Annotated in this window: 15 protein-coding genes and 1 riboswitch; of the genes, 6 read left to right on the top strand and 9 right to left on the bottom strand. The window is 28.4% G+C overall.

Going from position 1 to position 19,453, the window contains the following annotated elements:
- Nucleotides 1–433: 433 nt before the first annotated feature.
- The 4 genes from dndB to ABF633_RS10300 are packed head-to-tail and all read left to right on the top strand — an operon-like array spanning nucleotide 434 to nucleotide 5,589.
- The gene (dndB, locus tag ABF633_RS10285) at nucleotides 434–1,519 is read left to right on the top strand and encodes a DNA sulfur modification protein DndB (RefSeq protein ID WP_415523609.1); all 1,086 of its coding nucleotides are present in this window, start codon (nucleotides 434–436) and stop codon (nucleotides 1,517–1,519) included.
- 2 nt (nucleotides 1,520–1,521) lie between these two features.
- Nucleotides 1,522–3,123 (top strand): DNA phosphorothioation system sulfurtransferase DndC, encoded by a 1,602-nt coding sequence (dndC, locus tag ABF633_RS10290; RefSeq protein WP_415523610.1) that lies wholly within the window; start codon nucleotides 1,522–1,524, stop codon nucleotides 3,121–3,123.
- A 2-nt stretch (nucleotides 3,124–3,125) separates the two neighbouring features.
- Nucleotides 3,126–5,279 (top strand): DNA sulfur modification protein DndD, encoded by a 2,154-nt coding sequence (gene dndD, locus ABF633_RS10295; protein ID WP_415523611.1) that lies wholly within the window; start codon nucleotides 3,126–3,128, stop codon nucleotides 5,277–5,279.
- 1 nt (nucleotide 5,280) lies between these two features.
- Nucleotides 5,281–5,589 (top strand): DndE family protein, encoded by a 309-nt coding sequence (locus ABF633_RS10300; RefSeq protein WP_415523613.1) that lies wholly within the window; start codon nucleotides 5,281–5,283, stop codon nucleotides 5,587–5,589.
- On the opposite strand, the gene ABF633_RS10305 is transcribed toward ABF633_RS10300, so the two are convergent.
- From ABF633_RS10305 to ABF633_RS10330, 6 genes are all read right to left on the bottom strand, one after another.
- Nucleotides 5,541–6,014, bottom strand: coding sequence for a hypothetical protein (locus ABF633_RS10305; protein WP_415523614.1), 474 nt, complete (start codon nucleotides 6,012–6,014; stop codon nucleotides 5,541–5,543). The two genes, ABF633_RS10300 and ABF633_RS10305, sit on opposite strands and share 49 nt — an antisense overlap.
- Nucleotides 5,995–7,407: a DNA phosphorothioation-dependent restriction protein DptG gene (gene dptG / locus ABF633_RS10310; RefSeq protein WP_415523616.1), complete on the bottom strand. Its 1,413-nt coding sequence runs from the start codon at nucleotides 7,405–7,407 to the stop codon at nucleotides 5,995–5,997. Before dptG ends, ABF633_RS10305 begins: the two co-directional genes overlap by 20 nt.
- Before the next feature lies 1 nt (nucleotide 7,408).
- Nucleotides 7,409–9,760, bottom strand: coding sequence for a DNA phosphorothioation-dependent restriction protein DptF (dptF, locus tag ABF633_RS10315; RefSeq protein WP_415523617.1), 2,352 nt, complete (start codon nucleotides 9,758–9,760; stop codon nucleotides 7,409–7,411).
- Between the two features lie 101 nt (nucleotides 9,761–9,861).
- The gene (locus tag ABF633_RS10320) at nucleotides 9,862–10,326 is read right to left on the bottom strand and encodes an HNH endonuclease signature motif containing protein (protein WP_415523628.1); all 465 of its coding nucleotides are present in this window, start codon (nucleotides 10,324–10,326) and stop codon (nucleotides 9,862–9,864) included.
- A complete protein-coding gene (locus tag ABF633_RS10325) occupies nucleotides 10,314–10,811 on the bottom strand; it encodes a hypothetical protein (RefSeq protein WP_415523618.1) in 498 nt (165 codons plus the stop codon). The genes ABF633_RS10320 and ABF633_RS10325 overlap by 13 nt, the downstream gene beginning before the upstream one ends.
- 336 nt (nucleotides 10,812–11,147) lie before the next feature.
- Entirely contained in the window at nucleotides 11,148–12,395 is a 1,248-nt protein-coding gene (locus tag ABF633_RS10330) for a transposase (RefSeq protein ID WP_415523619.1), read from the bottom strand.
- A 727-nt stretch (nucleotides 12,396–13,122) separates the two neighbouring features.
- Here ABF633_RS10330 and ABF633_RS10335 point away from each other — a divergent pair.
- Nucleotides 13,123–13,689, top strand: a complete 567-nt coding sequence (locus ABF633_RS10335) for a hypothetical protein (protein ID WP_415523620.1) — start codon at nucleotides 13,123–13,125, stop codon at nucleotides 13,687–13,689.
- 273 nt (nucleotides 13,690–13,962) lie between these two features.
- Here ABF633_RS10335 and hemB read toward each other — a convergent pair whose 3' ends face one another.
- Complete coding sequence (gene hemB / locus ABF633_RS10340; protein WP_415523622.1) at nucleotides 13,963–14,931, bottom strand: porphobilinogen synthase; 969 nt, start codon at nucleotides 14,929–14,931, stop codon at nucleotides 13,963–13,965.
- Between the two features lie 275 nt (nucleotides 14,932–15,206).
- Nucleotides 15,207–15,450: riboswitch (cobalamin riboswitch) on the bottom strand.
- A 219-nt stretch (nucleotides 15,451–15,669) separates the two neighbouring features.
- Between hemB and ABF633_RS10345 the strand changes: the two genes are divergently transcribed.
- Nucleotides 15,670–16,644: a phosphatase PAP2 family protein gene (locus ABF633_RS10345; RefSeq protein WP_415523623.1), complete on the top strand. Its 975-nt coding sequence runs from the start codon at nucleotides 15,670–15,672 to the stop codon at nucleotides 16,642–16,644.
- 90 nt (nucleotides 16,645–16,734) lie between these two features.
- Here the strand turns inward: ABF633_RS10345 and ABF633_RS10350 are convergent, their stop codons facing one another.
- Together ABF633_RS10350 and ABF633_RS10355 are read right to left on the bottom strand one after the other, a co-directional pair.
- Nucleotides 16,735–17,061: a DUF3784 domain-containing protein gene (locus ABF633_RS10350; RefSeq protein ID WP_415523624.1), complete on the bottom strand. Its 327-nt coding sequence runs from the start codon at nucleotides 17,059–17,061 to the stop codon at nucleotides 16,735–16,737.
- A gap of 74 nt (nucleotides 17,062–17,135) precedes the next feature.
- Complete coding sequence (locus ABF633_RS10355; RefSeq protein ID WP_415523625.1) at nucleotides 17,136–18,725, bottom strand: peptide chain release factor 3; 1,590 nt, start codon at nucleotides 18,723–18,725, stop codon at nucleotides 17,136–17,138.
- Between the last annotated feature and the right edge of the window lie 728 nt (nucleotides 18,726–19,453).

Below are 19,453 nucleotides of genomic sequence, written 5' to 3' on the forward strand. Positions count from 1 at the left end.
GGCGTATGTTGAATACTTTTATTAAATCATAACTTAACATATTTTATTGTATCTAGCTATCATTGAAAATAAATCAAACCTTAGATTAAAAATATCATTTCTTTACATATTGTATTTTTAAATAATAGAGCATATCTTGTTGATGGTCGGAAGAATGGTGGAATTTTTAATTTTTCCGACCATTTCTTAAGTTAAGTCATATCAATAGTTAACAGAATAATGTGTAATTATTATTTAACTTTATTTTGACCCAGTTTATATTTTAATTAAATAGATTGTACTTGGAAATATTTAAGGCTCAAAGGTCTTTACACGACTTAGGAGTTTTTGCCACAAAGCAAACTTACGTTCTGTTTTTTCGTCAAAATACTTTACATTCCATTACGTACGTAATATAATGAAAATATGTGTAAATACGTACGTAGGAGGACTTATGAAGAATAATTTCTTTTATACATTCCCTGCAATCAAAGGGAAACAGGCAGCTAGAGACTTTTTTGTTATAATGTGTCCTCTAGCAATTTTACCTAAGTTATTTTTATTTAATGAAGATGATCTTCCACCTGAGCATCGAGCTCAAAGGATTCTTAATAAAGCACGAATACCTGAAATAGCCTCATATATAGTTAATAATCCAATGGATTACGTTTTTTCTTCGGTAACGGCATCAATAGATGGAGTTTTTGAATTCTCTCCACTTAATGAGAATTTTGATGAGAAGATAGGTGTTCTTAAAGTTTCTATGGATAGTCGTTTGCTTATAAATGATGGCCAACATAGAAGGGCTGCTATTGAAGAAGCTCTTAAGGCATCACCTGAACTTGGTGATGAAACAATATCTGTTGTTTTGTTTATTGATGAAGGTTTAAATAGAAGTCAGCAAATATTTGCAGACTTAAATAAGCATGCCGTTAATGTATCCAAGTCAATTGGAATATTGTACGATTCAAGAGATCCAATAGCTATGATTACTAAATCTCTACTTGAAAAAAATAAATATTTGAATAACTTTACTGATAAAGAAAATCCGTCTTTATCTAAATTTTCCTCAAAGTTATTCACTTTGAGTAGCATAAATAAAACTAATAAGAAGCTTTTAAGCAAATTAAACACTAACGATCCTAAAACGCCTGCTTTTGTAATGGAATTTTGGGATGTATTATGTGAAAACATGAAAGAATGGCAATTTGTATTTAATAAGGATACTAACCCTTATCATTTTAGGAGTGATTATATACATTCTAACGCTGTTGTTCTTGAAGCTTTAGGTTTAGTAGCAAATTACTTATATAAAAATAAGCCTAATGATTGGAAAGAAATTCTTTCCAATGTCAAAAATATAGATTGGCATAGAACGAATTTGGGGGACTGGCAACATAGAGTAATAGGACCAAATGGGCGAATTGTTAAAAGTGTTACTTATGTTAGGCTTACAAGTAATTTGATAAAAACCAAACTTGGTCTTTCTTTAACTAAGGAAGAGCGTAAACTAGAAAAAGACTGCAAAAAGGAAGGCTGATTATGAATATAGCATTACAGAATAAAGTGAATGATATCCTCGAAGAAATGAAGATGGTATATAAAAATGATAAAAGACCTTGGGTTATAGGTTATAGCGGCGGTAAAGATAGTACTACTGTTGTTCAATTGGCATTTTTAATGCTACAAAGTTTACCTCCTGAAGAAAGACATAAAGATATTTATGTTGTTTCATCTGATACATTAATTGAAAACCCTATTGTTCTTGGTTTCTTAAATCAAAACTCTAAATTTATAAATGATGGTGCTAAATCACAAGGACTTCCATTATATACTCACATGGTTCATCCAGATTACAGCAATACATTCTGGACTAATGTAATAGGCAAAGGCTTACCAACTCCGACTTCTATAAGATTCAGATGGTGTACAGAACGTCTTAAAATTAAACCATCCAACTCATTTATTGAAGAAAAAGTAAAAGAAAATGGTGAAGTTGTTGTATTACTTGGAGTTAGAAAAGCTGAAAGTATCGCAAGAAATATAAGAATAAAAAATAGAGAAATTGAAGGTTATCTTTTAACACCTCATGTTTCTCTTCAAAATACCTATGTTTATAATCCAATTGTGGAATTAACTACAGATGATGTTTGGGAAATACTGCTTAGTAATAATGGTAATACACCTTGGGGTACAAGTAATAACAACTTGCACCAATTATATATGGGGGCAGATGGTGGAGAATGTCCATTTACTGTTACCAATGATAAAGAAACTCCTTCTTGTGGTAATTCAAGATTTGGATGTTGGATTTGTACCGTTGTAAATGAAGATAAATCTTTAACTGGATTCATTACTAATGGTGAAGAATGGCTTCAACCTCTACTTGATTTTAGAAATTGGATTTTAACCATTCGTAATAAACATGAATATAGAATGCAATACAGAAGAGATGGTAATCACTATTATAAAAAGCTATATTTAGAAAAGCTTCCTTTATCAGCTTATTACACTTTAAATGATGATCATATTTTTTCTGATGAAAATGGTGAGTATTATATAGATTTAAAAAATTCTAAATCTGCAATAAAAGAAGGTAAAATCTTAACCTCTACTAATAGCGATAAAGTTTATCTAGAACTTTTACCCGTAACAGATAACTTACAACTGGAAGAATCAAAAATTCAAACTGATGCCAAAGGTGAATATATTAATGTTCTTGGATATGGTCCTTTTAACTTTAAAGCTAGAAAATTAATTCTAAGAAAGCTTTTGGAAATTCAAAAGCTTATTAATGAGGAATTTCAAATTGAACTTATAACTAAAGAGGAGCTTAAAGCCATAGATAAAATATGGGATGATGAAGAGGATTTAACTCATAGGTCATTAGTTGATTTATATTATGATGTTACTTCCGAAAGACTTCCTTGGGATAATTATAAAAAACCAATATTTGATAATAATACATTAAATCTAATATCAGATTTGTGCGAAAAACATGAACTTGATGAAGATCTAATTAATAAGCTTTTAATAGAAACAAATAAATGCAAACATTTTACAAATAAGACTATATTAAATAAGTCAATTAATAAAATTCTTAATCAAAGACATTTACACAAAGCAATAGTTGAGGAGATATAAGAATGATAATTAACAGTATTACACTTAAAAACTTTAGATCCTATGAAGATGAAACTACCTTCTCCTTTGCTCCTAAAGATGACAAAAACATTGTTTTAATTGGAGGTGAAAATGGAGCTGGTAAGTCAACTTTATTTGAAGCAATAAAATTATGTATATATGGCCCTACCATTTATGGATATTTAGGACAAAATCATAATTACTTAACTAAGATTAAGAATAATATAAATGACAATGCATTTAAAAATAAACATGTAGATTGTTTTATTGGTTTAAGTTTATCTTTTAATGAAGGTACTGAAATGAAAGAATACACTTTAAATCGTTCATGGAAATATGAAGATCAAAAAATACATGAAACATTTACTGTAACCTTACACGGAAAAGGATTAAGTGATGAAGATAAATTATACTTTGATAATTACTTAAAATCCGTAATTCCACCATCATTATTTGATTTCTTTTTCTTTGATGGTGAAGAATTAAGTGATTTCTTTACTGGTAAAAATGCAAGTTCTAACTTAAAAGAATCAGTACTTGAACTATTTAACTATGATACTTTTGAAATATTAAAAAAGCAGTTACTAACTCATCAAAGAGCTCAGACTAAATCAAATGAAAAATTAGAAGAAGCCAGAAAGAAATTTGATGACCTATCCAATGAGTGTAATAATATAAAAGATGAAATCAAAGAATTAGAGAAGACTTTGACTTTAGATGAAGAACAGCTTGATAATCTATTAGTAAAAAGAGGTAACATAGAAGAAGACTTTAGAAATAGTGGTGGACTTTTAGACGGTGAAAAAGCTGCTTTAAATTCTGAAATAGCTAAACTTGAAAATAAGCGTACTGAAATTTATCAATCTATAAAGGATTTCTGTAATGATACCCTTCCCTTTTTATTAGTAACTAATATTTTAAAAGAAACAAAAGAACAAATAGAAAAGGAAGAAACATTAAATTCCTATAACAGTATAAAAGATAAGCTTTCAGGTAGTATTTTAAAAGAAGCATTATTAGAACATGAAATATTTAATAATAAATCAGATGATGATTTTAATAAAGTAGCTGTTACCTTGCTTTCTAAAATGTTTAATCCAAAGAAAATTGAAGATGTGTCAAATATTTTAGCATTGTCTCTTGAAGAAAAAAATTCAATAAACTTTATTATTGACAACATCTTATCAAAAGACAAAACAGAAGTTATTAATAAGTTTAGCAAAACTTCAAAGATAGCATTAAAATTAAAAACATTAAGGGAAAAGTTAAACTCAACTATTTCAGAAGATATATTAAATAGTTATTTGCAATCATTGCATTCTATAAATGAAGAAATAAACAAAGTTCAAAATACTTTAGCTGTTACAAAAGCAGCTATTGAGAGAAATTATGGTGATTTTAAAAATAAAGAGTATCATCTTACTAGAGCAAAAAATGAGTATACTACTCTACTCCAAAATGTTAATGTTTTAGATATCTCTAATGGACTTATATCTTACTTAGATGAATTGCTTATAAATTTAACCAGAGACAAGATAACATTAATACAAGATGAATTTGTAAAGATATTTACTACAATAATCAGAAAAAATAATTATATAAATAGTATTTTTATTGATGATAATTTCCATTCTACACTTTATATAAACAAAGATTATTTTATTTCTGATGTAATAAACATAATAAATCACCTTGGCTTAGAGGCTGTAACTACAAAATATGGTCCTAAATTTATTGAAGATTTACTTAATCATTACAATATAAAAACTAATAAAGAATTAGAAAATAAAATACATACTGATTTTTCGTTTGAATCTATTAGTTTAAGCACAAAAGTAAATATAAAAGACTTTTCAAATGGAGAAAAGCAAATTTATATTCTCTGCTTAATTTGGGCTATTATAAAAAGTTCTGGTATTGAAATACCATTTATAATTGATACACCTTATGCTCGTATAGATGAAACTCATAGAAATTCATTAACTACTACTTATTTACCACACATAAGTAAACAAGTAATAATTCTTTCTACTAATAAAGAAATAGACAGTGAATTATATAAAGTAATTAAGCCTTATGTATGCGATGAATATTTACTTTTATACAATGATAAATTAAGAAAAACTGAAATTAAAAATGGATATTTTGAGGTGTAATATGGGATTTAGATTAAAAACATCAAGAAAAACAAAAGAAATATTTGAAGAAATCGGAAAAAGTTCGAACCTCAAACCATTTGCTTTAAGTAAAATAGCAGTTTCTATGTCATTAAATGAACCTATTTCTATTGAAGAGTATATCAACAATGATGTAAATGGACTTGAACTACAAAGAGCTACAGTTACTGGTGAATTTGATGCCATATATAAAGCTCTTATTGAAATTAAACTAAAAAAACATATAAGTGATGATGAATACTACCCACAAAAATTATTAGTTGCCATTTTAGCTTGTATATCTTTTTGAATTGAATTAATATGAAATGGCATTCCTTCTTTAACAAATGATTCTGTCCCTCCCATAATACTATCTAATGTAGTATTATGGATAAAAAGTATTGCCTTATCTTGATATTCCTTCTCAACTCCAACCATATTTCTAAGTCTTGTTAAAAAGTCTGGTTGCACATCTCCTATTGTTGCAGAAACAATTAATTTAACATCATTAAATCTTATTGCATAAGAATCATATGTAACTTCCTTGTCATTAATTTTTGCCTTATACTTAAATTCTTCACATAAATCATTATTATGTCTTAAAGCATCATATAAATCCTGTACTTGATCCTTATCTTCAAACTGAATATTATATTTTGCACCTTTACTTAAAGGATTGGCAAGGAAAAAATCCATTATTTTTTCTGATAAATAACTATAAAACTGATTTAACATATTGTGCATCCCCGCTATCTGACTTCTTTTCTAATAAATTTAACTTTTCATATAACTGAATAATTCTTGTTTTTGAATCTCTATCAAACCAAATTCCACGCTTCTCAAATTCCTCAAATAAAACTCTGACTTTTAATTTTGGGTTTGTATTTATACATATCTTTGTAAGAAGTATAATATCTTCTTCGGTTAAATTCAAATTATATCCAAGAGAACCTCTTCTTTTTCCGAATTTCTCCTCTATAAATCTTTTAAACCAATTTTTATAAGACTCATATGCTCTTGTTCTTCCTGATTTAACAAACTGAAATTCAATAACTTTAAAAAGTTTATAAACCTTACTAAAAGCTATGTTTTCATCTTCTTTAATAACATCCTTAAATTCATCCCAGTTTTTATCACATATACGTTTTTCATAGTCTTCTATTAATGTTTCGATATCTTCTGCTATTTTCAAACTATCATTTTCCATAAATATTTTATATAATTCCACATATCCAAGCTGAACACCTAAATTATGATGATTTAAAATTTCAAGTGTAATCGCATGAGAAAATAGTGACTTCATACTTTCCTTTAAATTCTCATATCCAAATTTATAAGCTGTTCTGTTCTTTGAAGTACTCTCCCAACTTAATGTATAATATAACGGATCTGGGTTATTTAAATTTGCACGTTCAAATGAATTAAGCTTCATTGACAGCTGTGATATATAAAACATATTATAATATTCTAAAAATCTCTGAATTGAATTTTTATATAATTCTGCATCACTCATTAAAAAATTAAAGTCCTTTTTAAATATCTCTTTTATAAATGGTAAATAACACTTATATTCTTCAACTTTAATTTCTTTATCATATAAATCTGGTAATGCCCCTAAAACCAACCTTTTCAAAATATTTTTAGTTTCTTTATTATAAAGTTCTTTAATGGATTCTTTTAATTCATTATCGAAAAATAATGAATAAATAAATCTTGCAACTTTCTCTTCCTGCGTTGATGATTCTATGTAGTTCATTGCCTTTACATCAAAATCTACTAAATTTTCATTATCAATAAACATTGTTTTTATTATATCTTTAAAACTCTGTTTATTATTTTCATCTTCAAGTCCCTCTACATCAACCATTACATTTTTAATAAAGTTGCTTACATCAAATTTTTCTTTAAGTTCTTTATCACAAACTATTCTAGAAAATTCACCAATAACGCCGTCAAAATTCGATACTAAATTAGTCTCATTAGCTGAATACGGTAATAATTTAAACTTATTAGACTGGCTATGAGTCAAATTACATTTTCCTTGAACTATATCACTTTCAGGTTTTTTAAATTTAAAATCATTTTCTATTTCTGCTAAATTTAATTCATAAACTCTATTATATTCCATATCATATCTCCACAAATCTATATGTTTCAAACTCATCATCAAATTCAAGCTTATACTTCCTGTTGTTTTCTCTATTCTTTTCCATAAATACAAGTTCCTTATTCTGAGAACCTGTATCTTCAAGCTTGCCTATAAATTCAATAAATTTAATGAAATGATTTCTATCTTTTTTGTTTGGTCTATATCCGTTATTTATTTGAACTAGTAACTTATATAAACTATAATCTATATCTATACCCTGAGACTCTTGTGTTTTTTCATCCTTATATTGCAGTTTCAATGTTCCAATAAACTTTTTAATATTAGTTTCATCATTCTTAGGTAAATTTCTTGTATCAGCTTTTAACTCAACTTTTTCACTAACTTTGTATTTAGTCTGATTTTTTCCAATAAATAAGTTCAAATATTTTTCTTCAGCTTCACCATTCCACTTCATAATTCCATTTTTAATATTTTCATATATATTCTTCAGCTTAAGTTTGTCCCCTCTGTTATAATAAAATAATGCATTCATATATTCATCATAAATAGCATCTCTAAGAGAAAACAGGTCTTCTACTCCACAAATATAATAACTTCTTATAAATAACTTTAACAACTCATACTGTATTTCCTTTTTTCTTCCAGTATTATTTATATCAGTATTTTCTATTTTCCATAAGAAGTCTTTTGGAAAATCAATATATTTATTAAAATACTGAATTATATTGCTGTCATTATTGAAATCGATAATAAAATCATCAACCTTTTCATTTCGTACATTCAAAGGATCAATACTGCTTAATGCTTCAAATATAAAAGATAATTCCCTATGATTAAAGATAATATTCGGCATTAAAGAATTTATATATTCTATATTATTCAATTTCATAATTTTATTTTTAAATGTAGCTGAATTTACATCAATATAAGATCTTGGAATAATAAGTTCATAAATAAAGTTTAATAAAGCTCTGGTTGAAATTATTATTTTATTTTTAACTACACATTGTACAAGTAAATTAATAATTGAATTCTGAACATTATCTTTTGATAAAAGTTCATAATTGGCTTTAATTGGGCAGCAATTATTATTTTCACAATTAATGCAATACTGCTTATAATAAATGTAAAAGTAATTTTTCTCAGAAGATTTAGTTATTTTTTGTATTATGGATTTAATATAATCAGAATAAACTTCCCCATTATTCAATGTAAATAAATGATAATCACTAAAATTTATAAACTGAAAACTGCTCTTCTCATCAAAGCTACTATCTTCGATAGCGCTTTCTAAAATCTTCTTTTCTATTACAAATTGTTTTAACTTAGTAAACCTTGCTCTATACTTATCGGAATCTATAAAATTATTTAAAGTTCCTAAATTAACAGCTAATATAATTTTCTTACTACTATTTTCTATTTTTTCATCGCTAAAATCATCTAAAACATCATTTAATGTGTCCATAGATGTCTTATTAGGTTCCAAGCTTTCAGTTGCATCATTATGAAGTATAAAATTTTCCTGAATTTCAGGATACTTATCGTTGAAATAAGAAATTATATGTGATTTACCATCACCAACACTACCACATACCAATATAAGTTGAGCCTTATCAGATTCTATAGCTTTGTGTATTAATTCATCAAGACCCTTTTGCGCATCTCTTTCTATATGCATGTACTTTTTAAAAGGTGTAAAATCACCAATACTTTCTACTGCTTCTTTTGATGATTCCTTCAATTTTGATAATTCCTGCACAAGACATTTTTTATCTGGTTCTGTTAAATTTACTATACTTTCAGCCATTACCCCTGTAGGTGCATCATCTCTCGCCTCTTCATTTTCTAATGAAGTTGAAGCCATTCCTGAATTATTCTGTTCAGAATTCTCTATAGTTCTTTTTATTATTTCTTCAATTACTTCTTTATCAATTGGATAAGTTTTTTCTGATGAAGGTATAGGACTTTTATAAGGTAAAGCTTCAAAATTGGAATCAACATAAGTTTCAACAAACCAACATGCTATTTTATAAATACTTATATTAATATTTATGGCAGCCTCAAGTTGCCCTTCAAGATTTAAATGAGCTGCTTTATTTACTTGCAATATAACTGAATTAAACAATCTTTTAATATTATCAGTAAAAACACCTTCAACTTCTAACTTTTTTAACCTTTCAGCCTGTGTCATATCAGTCAATAATCCATAGCCCTTTAAATTAGCTATCTCTTGTGTAATATTTTCTAAAAAACTGATTCCTTTAATTATTGATGTATTAGGCGATACAAATAATGCTTCATTCATATCTCTTATGTAATTATTTAAATATCTATAGTTTATTTCTAAATAACTGAAAACATCCTTTTCCAATTTAGAATCTTCCTTTCCGTTAATCTGGCCTTATGTACAGTATCCTATACTCCAAATGCTATATCCAAAACATTATTATTTTCCATGCATCATAAATATATCTATTCTATAATTTCCTTCGGTCTAATGAAATTCCATTTTCTAAAACCACAAAACTCAGCTGCATTATAATAATTTATTAATCTATTTTTGCTATATACCTTAAAATCCTTTATAATCAATAGATCTTTTTGCAAAGCCAAATTTTCATCTCTATATACCAATTTTTCTAAAAAATACTTATCTGTAAGCCTATCATTTTTACTTAAATTGCATTTAGGGCAAGAGCTAACCAAATTCCATAGTTTATCATTCTTAATAAATGACCAAGGAATAAAATGATCAACGTACATTTTCCCATATTCAATACCTTTATCACAATAAAAACATCTTTTCTCTTTTTCATCAACATTGTAATAAAGAAAATTTTTATATACTGTTAAGTTTGTCCTTTTAGATGCCTCATTAAGTTTAGATGCTATACTATAGCAACTTTGAAGAGGATTATTTTTCTCTAAAAATGAAATCCATTCAAAATAATTAAGCTTAAAAGAGAAATACTATACCTTTGAATAAAGTTTAAAACCATTGGATTGAATTTTATATAATTCCTCTTAAGCGAAAAAGAATAAATACAGCCTTCAGTATCTCCATAAAAGGCACCAACAACATATTTTTTGCATTCAGCATAAACTTCATGTTCAATACATTTTTTCACATCATCATCTATAATGTCATATTCACAGTTTATTAAATTTTGATTTTCCAAAATATATCTATCAAAAATTTTATTAATACTAACTTTTCCATTTCTTGTAGCATTTGATCCTTGCTTTAAGTTATGCTTTATAATCAAAGTCCAATAAATTCTTGTAAATCTTGCAAAAACATCTGTTAATAAAATTTCTCCTTCTATATTTACTTCATAAACACATTCGATAATAGCTTTAAAAAAACCAAACTTATAAGAAGTATTATTAATGGATTTATAAGAAAAAACATAATTAAACAATCTCCAAATATCTTATTCTAGTAATTGCCTTTTAATGTATTGTGCCTCTTTTATTTTCCAACCTTCCATAGAAATCTCTGCTATGATTATTTACCGATTTTGTATTTTTATATACTTTATATTTTACCATAATACGTGTTTATTTTCCATTTTTTATGACTAATGCAGGACTTTCGCAGCTAAATTCCAGTAAAAATTTTATTTTTACTGGAATTGTTAATTTTTACACTTACTTAAAGGGCTGGTAAGCACGCAGACCGATAGGTCGTGATAATGAATATAACTTCCCCTTACCCCAAAAGTTATTCATATTTATTTTTCCAGTTCAAATCAAAGTCATCCAGTTTCAAATATAAGATTTATCCAATTATTTATTATGATAAGTTCATCTTTTATATCTTCAATAAAATCTATTTGAAGCAATCGTTTCTTTCTAAAATTTCTTATACATCTAAAAAAATATAACTGCATTAAATTAAAAGCAATGATTATAAACATTAATACCGCCTCAACGCCCGCAGGGCTATGAAGAAAGCAATGATCTAAATGCCATTCAGTTTTCAATTGGTGAAATGCATTATTTTCGATATGCCATCTATTATGCATTATTTTCCACAGAGTTTCTGATGATGTGAATTTGTCTGTTGTTATAATCCATACTTCTCTGAATTCTATTTTATCTCCGATATGGATTTCTTCTACAAACTTTAAAAATCTAACTTTAATATTCGAATCTGACATTTCAAAGTTATCTTCATCCCAGACTTTAATTATCGTATATTTTTTATTATCTTGTTTTATAAGCAATTCTTTATTTGCCTCACGGCATTTAAATAAAGCTAATGCATCTTTAACAATATGGAGCCTTTCTTTCTTAACTCTTATAACTGCATCCATGCCTATTGAAAGAACCTCTTTAACCCAAGTAGATTTACAATATAAAGCGTCGGCAACAATAATGTCAGCAAAGTGATGAAACTCTTCATATAGTTTCTTTATAAGTCTTTTTGCACCTGTAATTTCACCTTCATTTTTATCTGAACTATCTTTCTTTGGATTCAGCATTTCTTGCCCCATAATAACATGTGGATCGGAGCCTACTGTGGCACATACAATGGATGTATGAAAATAATGTTTGGTGCCATTTTTATCATTACGCGTAAGGCATTTATCGCAACATTTTTTAGTACTTTCAAATAGTTCTGTCCCGTCTATTGCAACTACTTTTAAACCATCAATAGTTCCATTTCTGAAAACTTTATTTTCAATAGTAGTTTTTACTATATGACTATGAAAATCATTTAACCCATCCAAATCGAAATCACTAAGTGATCGCCTAACGGCATCAATGTAGGGCATTTTTATTTTCTTAGGTAACAACTTTTTAAATCTATTTCTTATAAGCAGGCGTTCTAATCTATTAAAACTGCTAATTTGGAGCATAAATCCAAACAATACGATAAATGAAATAGTAGAAATTTTCACTGGCGATTTGTTTTTATTTTTCAAACTATTGATTTTTTCACCAACATCATATACCTTATTAATGTAGGTGAGAATTTGTTTTAAACAATTTTTTCCCATCTTTAAGCATCCTTTTCTTTTGTGTTTCTAGTCAAAACCATTATAAAAAGGATGCTTTTATTATGCAAATTTTTTATCTATAATTTCCAGTAAAAATCAGAATTAATTACTTTTCCTGAATCTGATACGAATTGTTATAAATCAACGGACTATCGTCCTAAAAAATTTTCAAGTGCGAAACTTCTGTGACTAATGTAAATTAATATTATTGATTTTGCAACCAATAATTCTACAAAGTCTTTTTCATTTTCATTATCCCAGTTATAATCAAATTAACTAGAATTAAAATCCCAATTCCAGTATACTCTATTTAATTACTTGAAAGGATTTGATTAGCTTGAAATCTTTTAATAGAAACTCTAGTAAATACAACTTATCTGAACTTACTGTTATAGAAATATATGAATTAGTTAGAAGTGGGAAGTTAAAAAAATTCCCAATGTACTTTTGAGAATGTGACGAAAGCAATGAATATGCGCCTAAGCTTACAAGATATTTAATTGAAAATATATTAAATTGGTCTGATGAAGATATTAAGAAAAAAATCCGTAAAAACACATTTAGAAAAAATAGTCTTGGAGGTTTATTATGCATTAAATATAATGATGGTGCATTTGCTGCAATTACATCTGCTTATCCAGAGAAAAACTTCCATGCGCGTGACTTTGTTAATACACCTAATGAGTACTGGCAAGGTGAAAAAGGAAGAGAAAATGCCATAGCTGCTATGAAGTGGCTAATTGAAGAAAAGCTTAAATGGTCTGAAAGAGAAATTACAGAGAATTTAAATCAAGATGTATTTAAAGATAATAATCTAATTGGCATGTTAAAGAAAGCCTTTAACTGTCATCTATTTGAAGCCATAGATTCAATATATCCAGGAAAATTTAAAAAATGGGAAATTGGCGATCATGTAAGAAACGACTATTGGACTGTAGAAGAAGGTATACTTGCTGTCAAATGGCTGATTGAATATAAATTAAAATGGAGCGATGATGATATTAGGAAAAATTATTCAAGGCAGATTTACAAAGCTAATAACTTATATGGAATGATACAACGATGCTTTAATTCTAGCCCATTTGAAGCTATAAATGCTGCTTATCCTAATAAATTTAAAGAATGGGAATTACCAAATGTTCCACGAAACTTTTGGAATTCAGATAAAAACTGCATTAATGCTACAAAATGGTTAATTAAAGAAAAACTGGGGAACGTACATAGATTTGATTTACACAAATCTATGTACGTTCCCATAATTTTAGCTTCAGTTATGTTGTATCTTTCTTATTAAATGAAGTAAGCGTAAAAATTAAATATTTTATTTAAGCACCACATATTCAATCAAGAATTTTACGGTGTTTTTATTTCGTACTTCAAAAATATTTTACACCAACTTAATTGAAAACTACACTTCGATGTAGTTTTTGACTTGAAGTAAGCAATAGAAACAGCCTTCTAAGCTTCAGATATATTTTTTATACCTAAAGTTTAGAAGTGATTATCTAAAATAAAAAATTTACATTATATATTTTCTTACATCACTGTTTTGAAACTCATTTTAAAACTATTCCCCTCTCAGCCAGTGACAAGCATCCAATGCAAAATATGTGATTATTATATCCGCCCCTGCTCTCTTTAGCGATACCAAGACCTCTAAAGCTGTAGCCTTCTCGTCTATAACTCCAAGCTTTCCAGCAGCCTTAATCATGGCATACTCACCACTTACGCTATAAGCAGCTACAGGATAATTAAATTTATCTCTTGCCCATCTTATTACATCAAGATATGACATTGCAGGTTTTACCATTATTATATCTGCACCTTCATTTATGTCATCCTCAATCTCAAGCATAGCCTCTCTAATATTAGCAGGATCCATCTGATATCCCTTTCTGTCTCCAAACTGCGGTGCTGAATCTGCAGCTTCTCTGAAAGGTCCAAAGAAAGCAGAGGCATATTTTGCGCTGTAAGCCATTATAGATACCTCTTTATAACCATTTTCATCTAAAGTATTTCTTATTGCCTGAACCCTTCCATCCATCATATCGGAAGGTGCTACCATATCTGCACCCGCCTTTGCATGGGATAAAGCAATTTCAGCTATATATTTTATAGTTTCATCGTTGTCTACCCTTTTATTCTTTAATATTCCGCAATGTCCATGACTGGTATATTCACACATGCATACATCGGTAATTACCAGTAGGTCCGGCGCAAGTTCCTTAATTTCTCTTACTGCTCTTTGAACTATTCCATCCTCTTCAAAAGCAGAAGTTCCAATTTCATCTTTATGATCTGGTAATCCAAAGACCATTATGCCTTTTACTCCAGCCTTTGATATCTGCTGGACTAATTCATGCAATCTATCCACGGACCAATGATAATTATCCGGCATGGATTCTATTTCTTTTTTTATATTTTCACCTTCTGTTACAAATATAGGATAAATAAAATCATTGGGAGTTAAAACTGTTTCCCTCACAAAACTCCTTATGGTTGAATTTTCTCTGAGTCTTCTATGTCTTCTGAACATAACCACCCGTCCAAATAAAGTTTACCTAATTCTGATGTATGGTAAATTTTATTTGGACGGTTTTCACCATCCTTTCAATTAGAAAATTTAATATACAATAAGTTTTGCTATTATTATTGGATATTATAACAATAGTAAAGTCTATTTTGAACTTACTACATAAAAAAATAAATTCTTTCAACAAATAGTGTTAAAAGAATTTTCCCGTGTATCTATTAATGTAAAAACATTAATAGATACATTTACGTCTTAACACCTCTCTATCACTCGTAGAGAACATGGCGAAAAATACAGGCAGGTATCCTGACTAAAGACTCATTATTTAAAATACACCTTCCCAGTTTCCCAGTGGTTTAGGCAACGTAAAAAATAACTAACCTTATCTTTCACTGGTTATTTATTTTCAGATACCTTATTGTATTTAAATTCATCTATTACAGTGGCGGGACCGTCCAAGAATTTCACTTGCTTCCCTTTTAATTAATTAAATATAATTAAACCTGTACTTTATTTATTATTAAACTTTATTTTAGTGTACGATTATACAATAGTCCTGTCAATATTAAATTAATTTTTAAAATATTTTCTACAAAAAATATAACTAAAATATTTATAATTGCTTATTTTTAGTTTTTTATACAAAATAAAAATTTTTACAAGAGCATTCTTGTTTATTTTACTTTAAATTTATGTAAAGTTTATGCTATAATTTAAGCTGTAAATTTAGGGGGTAATCTAATGGAGACACTTAGAAATGAAAATGTAAGCTTTATTATATCAAAATTTATGAAATTCTTTGACAAATATTATAGCGTAATTATTGCCATTGCATTATTTATAGTTGTAATTCCCATTTATTTTAGCCACGCTGAACCTGGCGCTAAAATTTTAGCCTCCATATACTGGTTTGCAGCTATTACTGCCCTTCCCGATGTTAGGAAGGATGTAAAGTGGATTCCATTTATAATATTATTCATACCTTTTGTTATTTTTTTATTCTACATTAACACTCATGGTTATGAAATTTGGGGGAAAATTCTAAAATGGCAAATTGCTAGAGGTATTGTTATAGATTTAAATCCAATATTCAGTAAAATACCTTTCAATGATGCCTCCTTTGCTAGAATATATAAAAATGAGACTCTCACCTGGTTTATGAGACTGGTTTATAACAATGGTTTTGTTATGACTGCTATTATTCCTATATTTAGATCAATAATCCTTAAAGATTTTAAAAAAATGTGCAGATATCTTTATTCTGCTCATGTGTTTCAGATATTTTTAATAAGCCCATTTTATTTGATGTTCCACCTTCAGGAGGTTTGGTATGTATTAGGACAGCCCGATGGACTTGATCGTCATTTCACTAAACTTCAGGCTGCCGGCTGGACACTAAATTGTTTTCCATCCATGCATACATCAATTTCCTTTGCAATGTTTCTGCTTGTGCTTAGAGAAAAAGATAAAATATTTAAATGGGTATGGGGCTTCTTCTGTCTTAGTGTAATATATTCTACAATGTATCTAGAAATACATTGGATTATTGATGTAATTTCAGGAATGCTTTTTGCCTATATTACTGTTAAATTAGTTGATTTCCTATTCGCTAAATTAGAAGTACCATTAAAAAATCGTTTTAGTAAATTTTATTACAGAAATAGTATAGATAATTCTGTTACAATTACAGGAAAAGATACTTTTGTTAATATATAAAAAACTATATTAAAATAAGAGCACTATCAAAATCTACTGAAACTCAATGATTTGATAGTGCTTACTTATAGAATATTGTGAAGTAATATTTTATTCTTTCTTTCTAAATCTATTACCAGTATTAGCATAAATTGCACCACCAACTAAAACGACAATGCCTAATGCTATAAGTATTATAGTCACAATATTTTTATAAGAAGATTTTAGGTAACCATTGCAAATAACTATTAGAGAAAACACAATTGCAAAAGATATAAGTAAATTACCAGTAAACTTACATACTGCTAACCTATCATATTCATTTTTTTCTTCTTCTGAAAGCATATTATATCCTGAAATCAACCACTCACCGTTTCCACTTCTTATAACAAATCCTAAAATGAAAAATATTAAAGACATAATTATACCTACTATCATACTATAATCCTCCGATTAATTATTTCGCCCTATCTCACAAGTATAAATTAAATATCACCAAGTTATTCCTTTAATTATGACTTAGAGATATCAGATAACACTAACCCTTTATTGTGCTCTAATGCCCAGCTTATAGCCCAATCACTTTGGAAAAGCAATAAATTTCTGTCATCCAAATCCTTAACAAGCTTTGAATCAGAAGTTATAACTAAACTCTTAGGATCCATATCCTTATTTTCTATCCATCGTATATTTTTATATCCTAGTCTATCCATTTTTATATCTACATTGTATTCATTTTTTAATCTGTATTCCAGCACTTCAAATTGAAGTACACCTACGACCCCCACAATAAGTTCTTCTACACCGATATTTATTTCCTTGAATACCTGTATAGCACCTTCCTGTGAGATTTGAGTTATACCCTTTATAAATTGCTTTCTCTTCATGGTATCCACAGTTCTAACTCTTGCAAAATGTTCTGGTGCAAAGGTGGGTATACCTTCAAATTTAAACTTGTCGGCACTTTCACATAAAGTATCACCTATGTTAAATATACCGGGATCAAATACACCTATAATATCCCCAGCATAGGCCTCTTCAATTATTTCTCTATCCTGTGCTAAGAATTGCTGTGGTTGAGTCAGTCTTACTTTATTTCCATTCTGTACATGGAAAACCTCCATGCCCTTTTTGAATTCTCCAGAACATATTCTCATAAATGCAATTCTATCTCTATGAGCTTTATTCATATTAGCCTGAATCTTAAATATAAAAGCTGAAAAATCCTTTCTAAATACGTCTATTTCACCTTGATCAGACTCTCTAGCCAATGGTGGTGGAGTTAGTTTTAGAAATTCTTCCAGGAAAGGCTTAACTCCAAAATTTGTCAGAGCACTACCAAAGAATACTGGGGTAAGCTCTCCCTTTTTTAGCCCTTCTATATTAAACTCGTCTCCAGCTATATCTAAAAGCTCAATATCTTCTATAAGCTTATCATGAAGTGCATCCCCTAAAAGATCTCTAAAAATATCGTCCTCTACATTTCCTTCTACGGTTTCCACCTCCGTTTGACCATGATTTCCACCATCAAAAACCTGTATAACTTTCTTTTCTCTTTCGTATACCCCTTTAAAGTCTTTACCTGAGCCTATTGGCCAGTTTACAGGATATGTCTTTATACCAAGCTCCTCTTCCAGCTGCTGCATAAGTTCAAAAGGATCTTTACTCTCTCTATCCATCTTATTTATAAAAGTAAATATAGGTATTCCTCTAAGGCTGCAAACATTAAAGAGCTTTCTTGTCTGAGCCTCTATACCCTTTGCTGCATCCACTACCATTACTGCGCTATCCGCCGCCATTAATGTTCTATAGGTATCTTCACTAAAATCCTGATGTCCTGGAGTATCCAATATATTTATGCAGTAACCTTCATAATTGAACTGCATTACTGAAGAGGTTACAGAAATACCTCTTTGCTTTTCTATTTCCATCCAATCAGATACAGCATGTTTTGCAGCCTTTCTAGCTTTAACTGAACCTGCCATTCTTATTGCACCACCATATAAAAGAAGCTTTTCTGTAAGTGTAGTTTTACCTGCATCTGGATGGGATATTATTGCAAAAGTTCTTCTTCTCTCTATCTCATTTATAAAATCAGCCACTTAATTCTTGCTACTTAAAACTTATAAAATCTATCAATGAATCCTTATGCATAAATCATCTTCATTTTTCAGATTTCATAATGTTACCTGCTTCAAGTAACTCTTACCTCCTCTAATTTTTTGCATTTTACGCCGTAACCTGCGTGATTATAAAAAAATATATATTAATTTACATTGGTTTTTTTCCACCTCAATTATGTACAAAGTCAAACTATATAAGTTTTTTAATCTCTATGTAAATTATAAGAACATGGCTTCAGCATACATTATATGATATATTATTTACCAAGTTATTTATTATTACGCTAATAAAATTTAAAGCTTAAATCACTTATAATATTTAAAAGGTCTGCGGAAACACAGACCTCAAAAAAACTAAACAAATTTAATTATACCATTTTCATAGAAATTTTCAATAAATAGAATAAATATTGACTAAATATCTTTATATTTTGAATCTCAAATTGTTAAATAATTTAATAAACTGTTTTCCCTATAAATATTTAATGTTATAATCATATTCGAATCATGCCTTGTTGATATCTTATATTTTTAATGAAAATATTATTCTACAAACTGATTATTCATTTAATTTTACAGCTATTATTGAACAACCTAATATTTGAAGCAAGTTCTTAATTCAGGTGGGGATTCTTTTACCCCATCTGAATTTTAGAACTGCAAATGCATGGCTTACTTGGCGTTGTACTCCCACTTTCACAGCGTGC

The organism is Clostridium sp., assembly GCF_047718555.1.
GTDB lineage: Bacteria > Bacillota > Clostridia > Clostridiales > Clostridiaceae > Clostridium_I.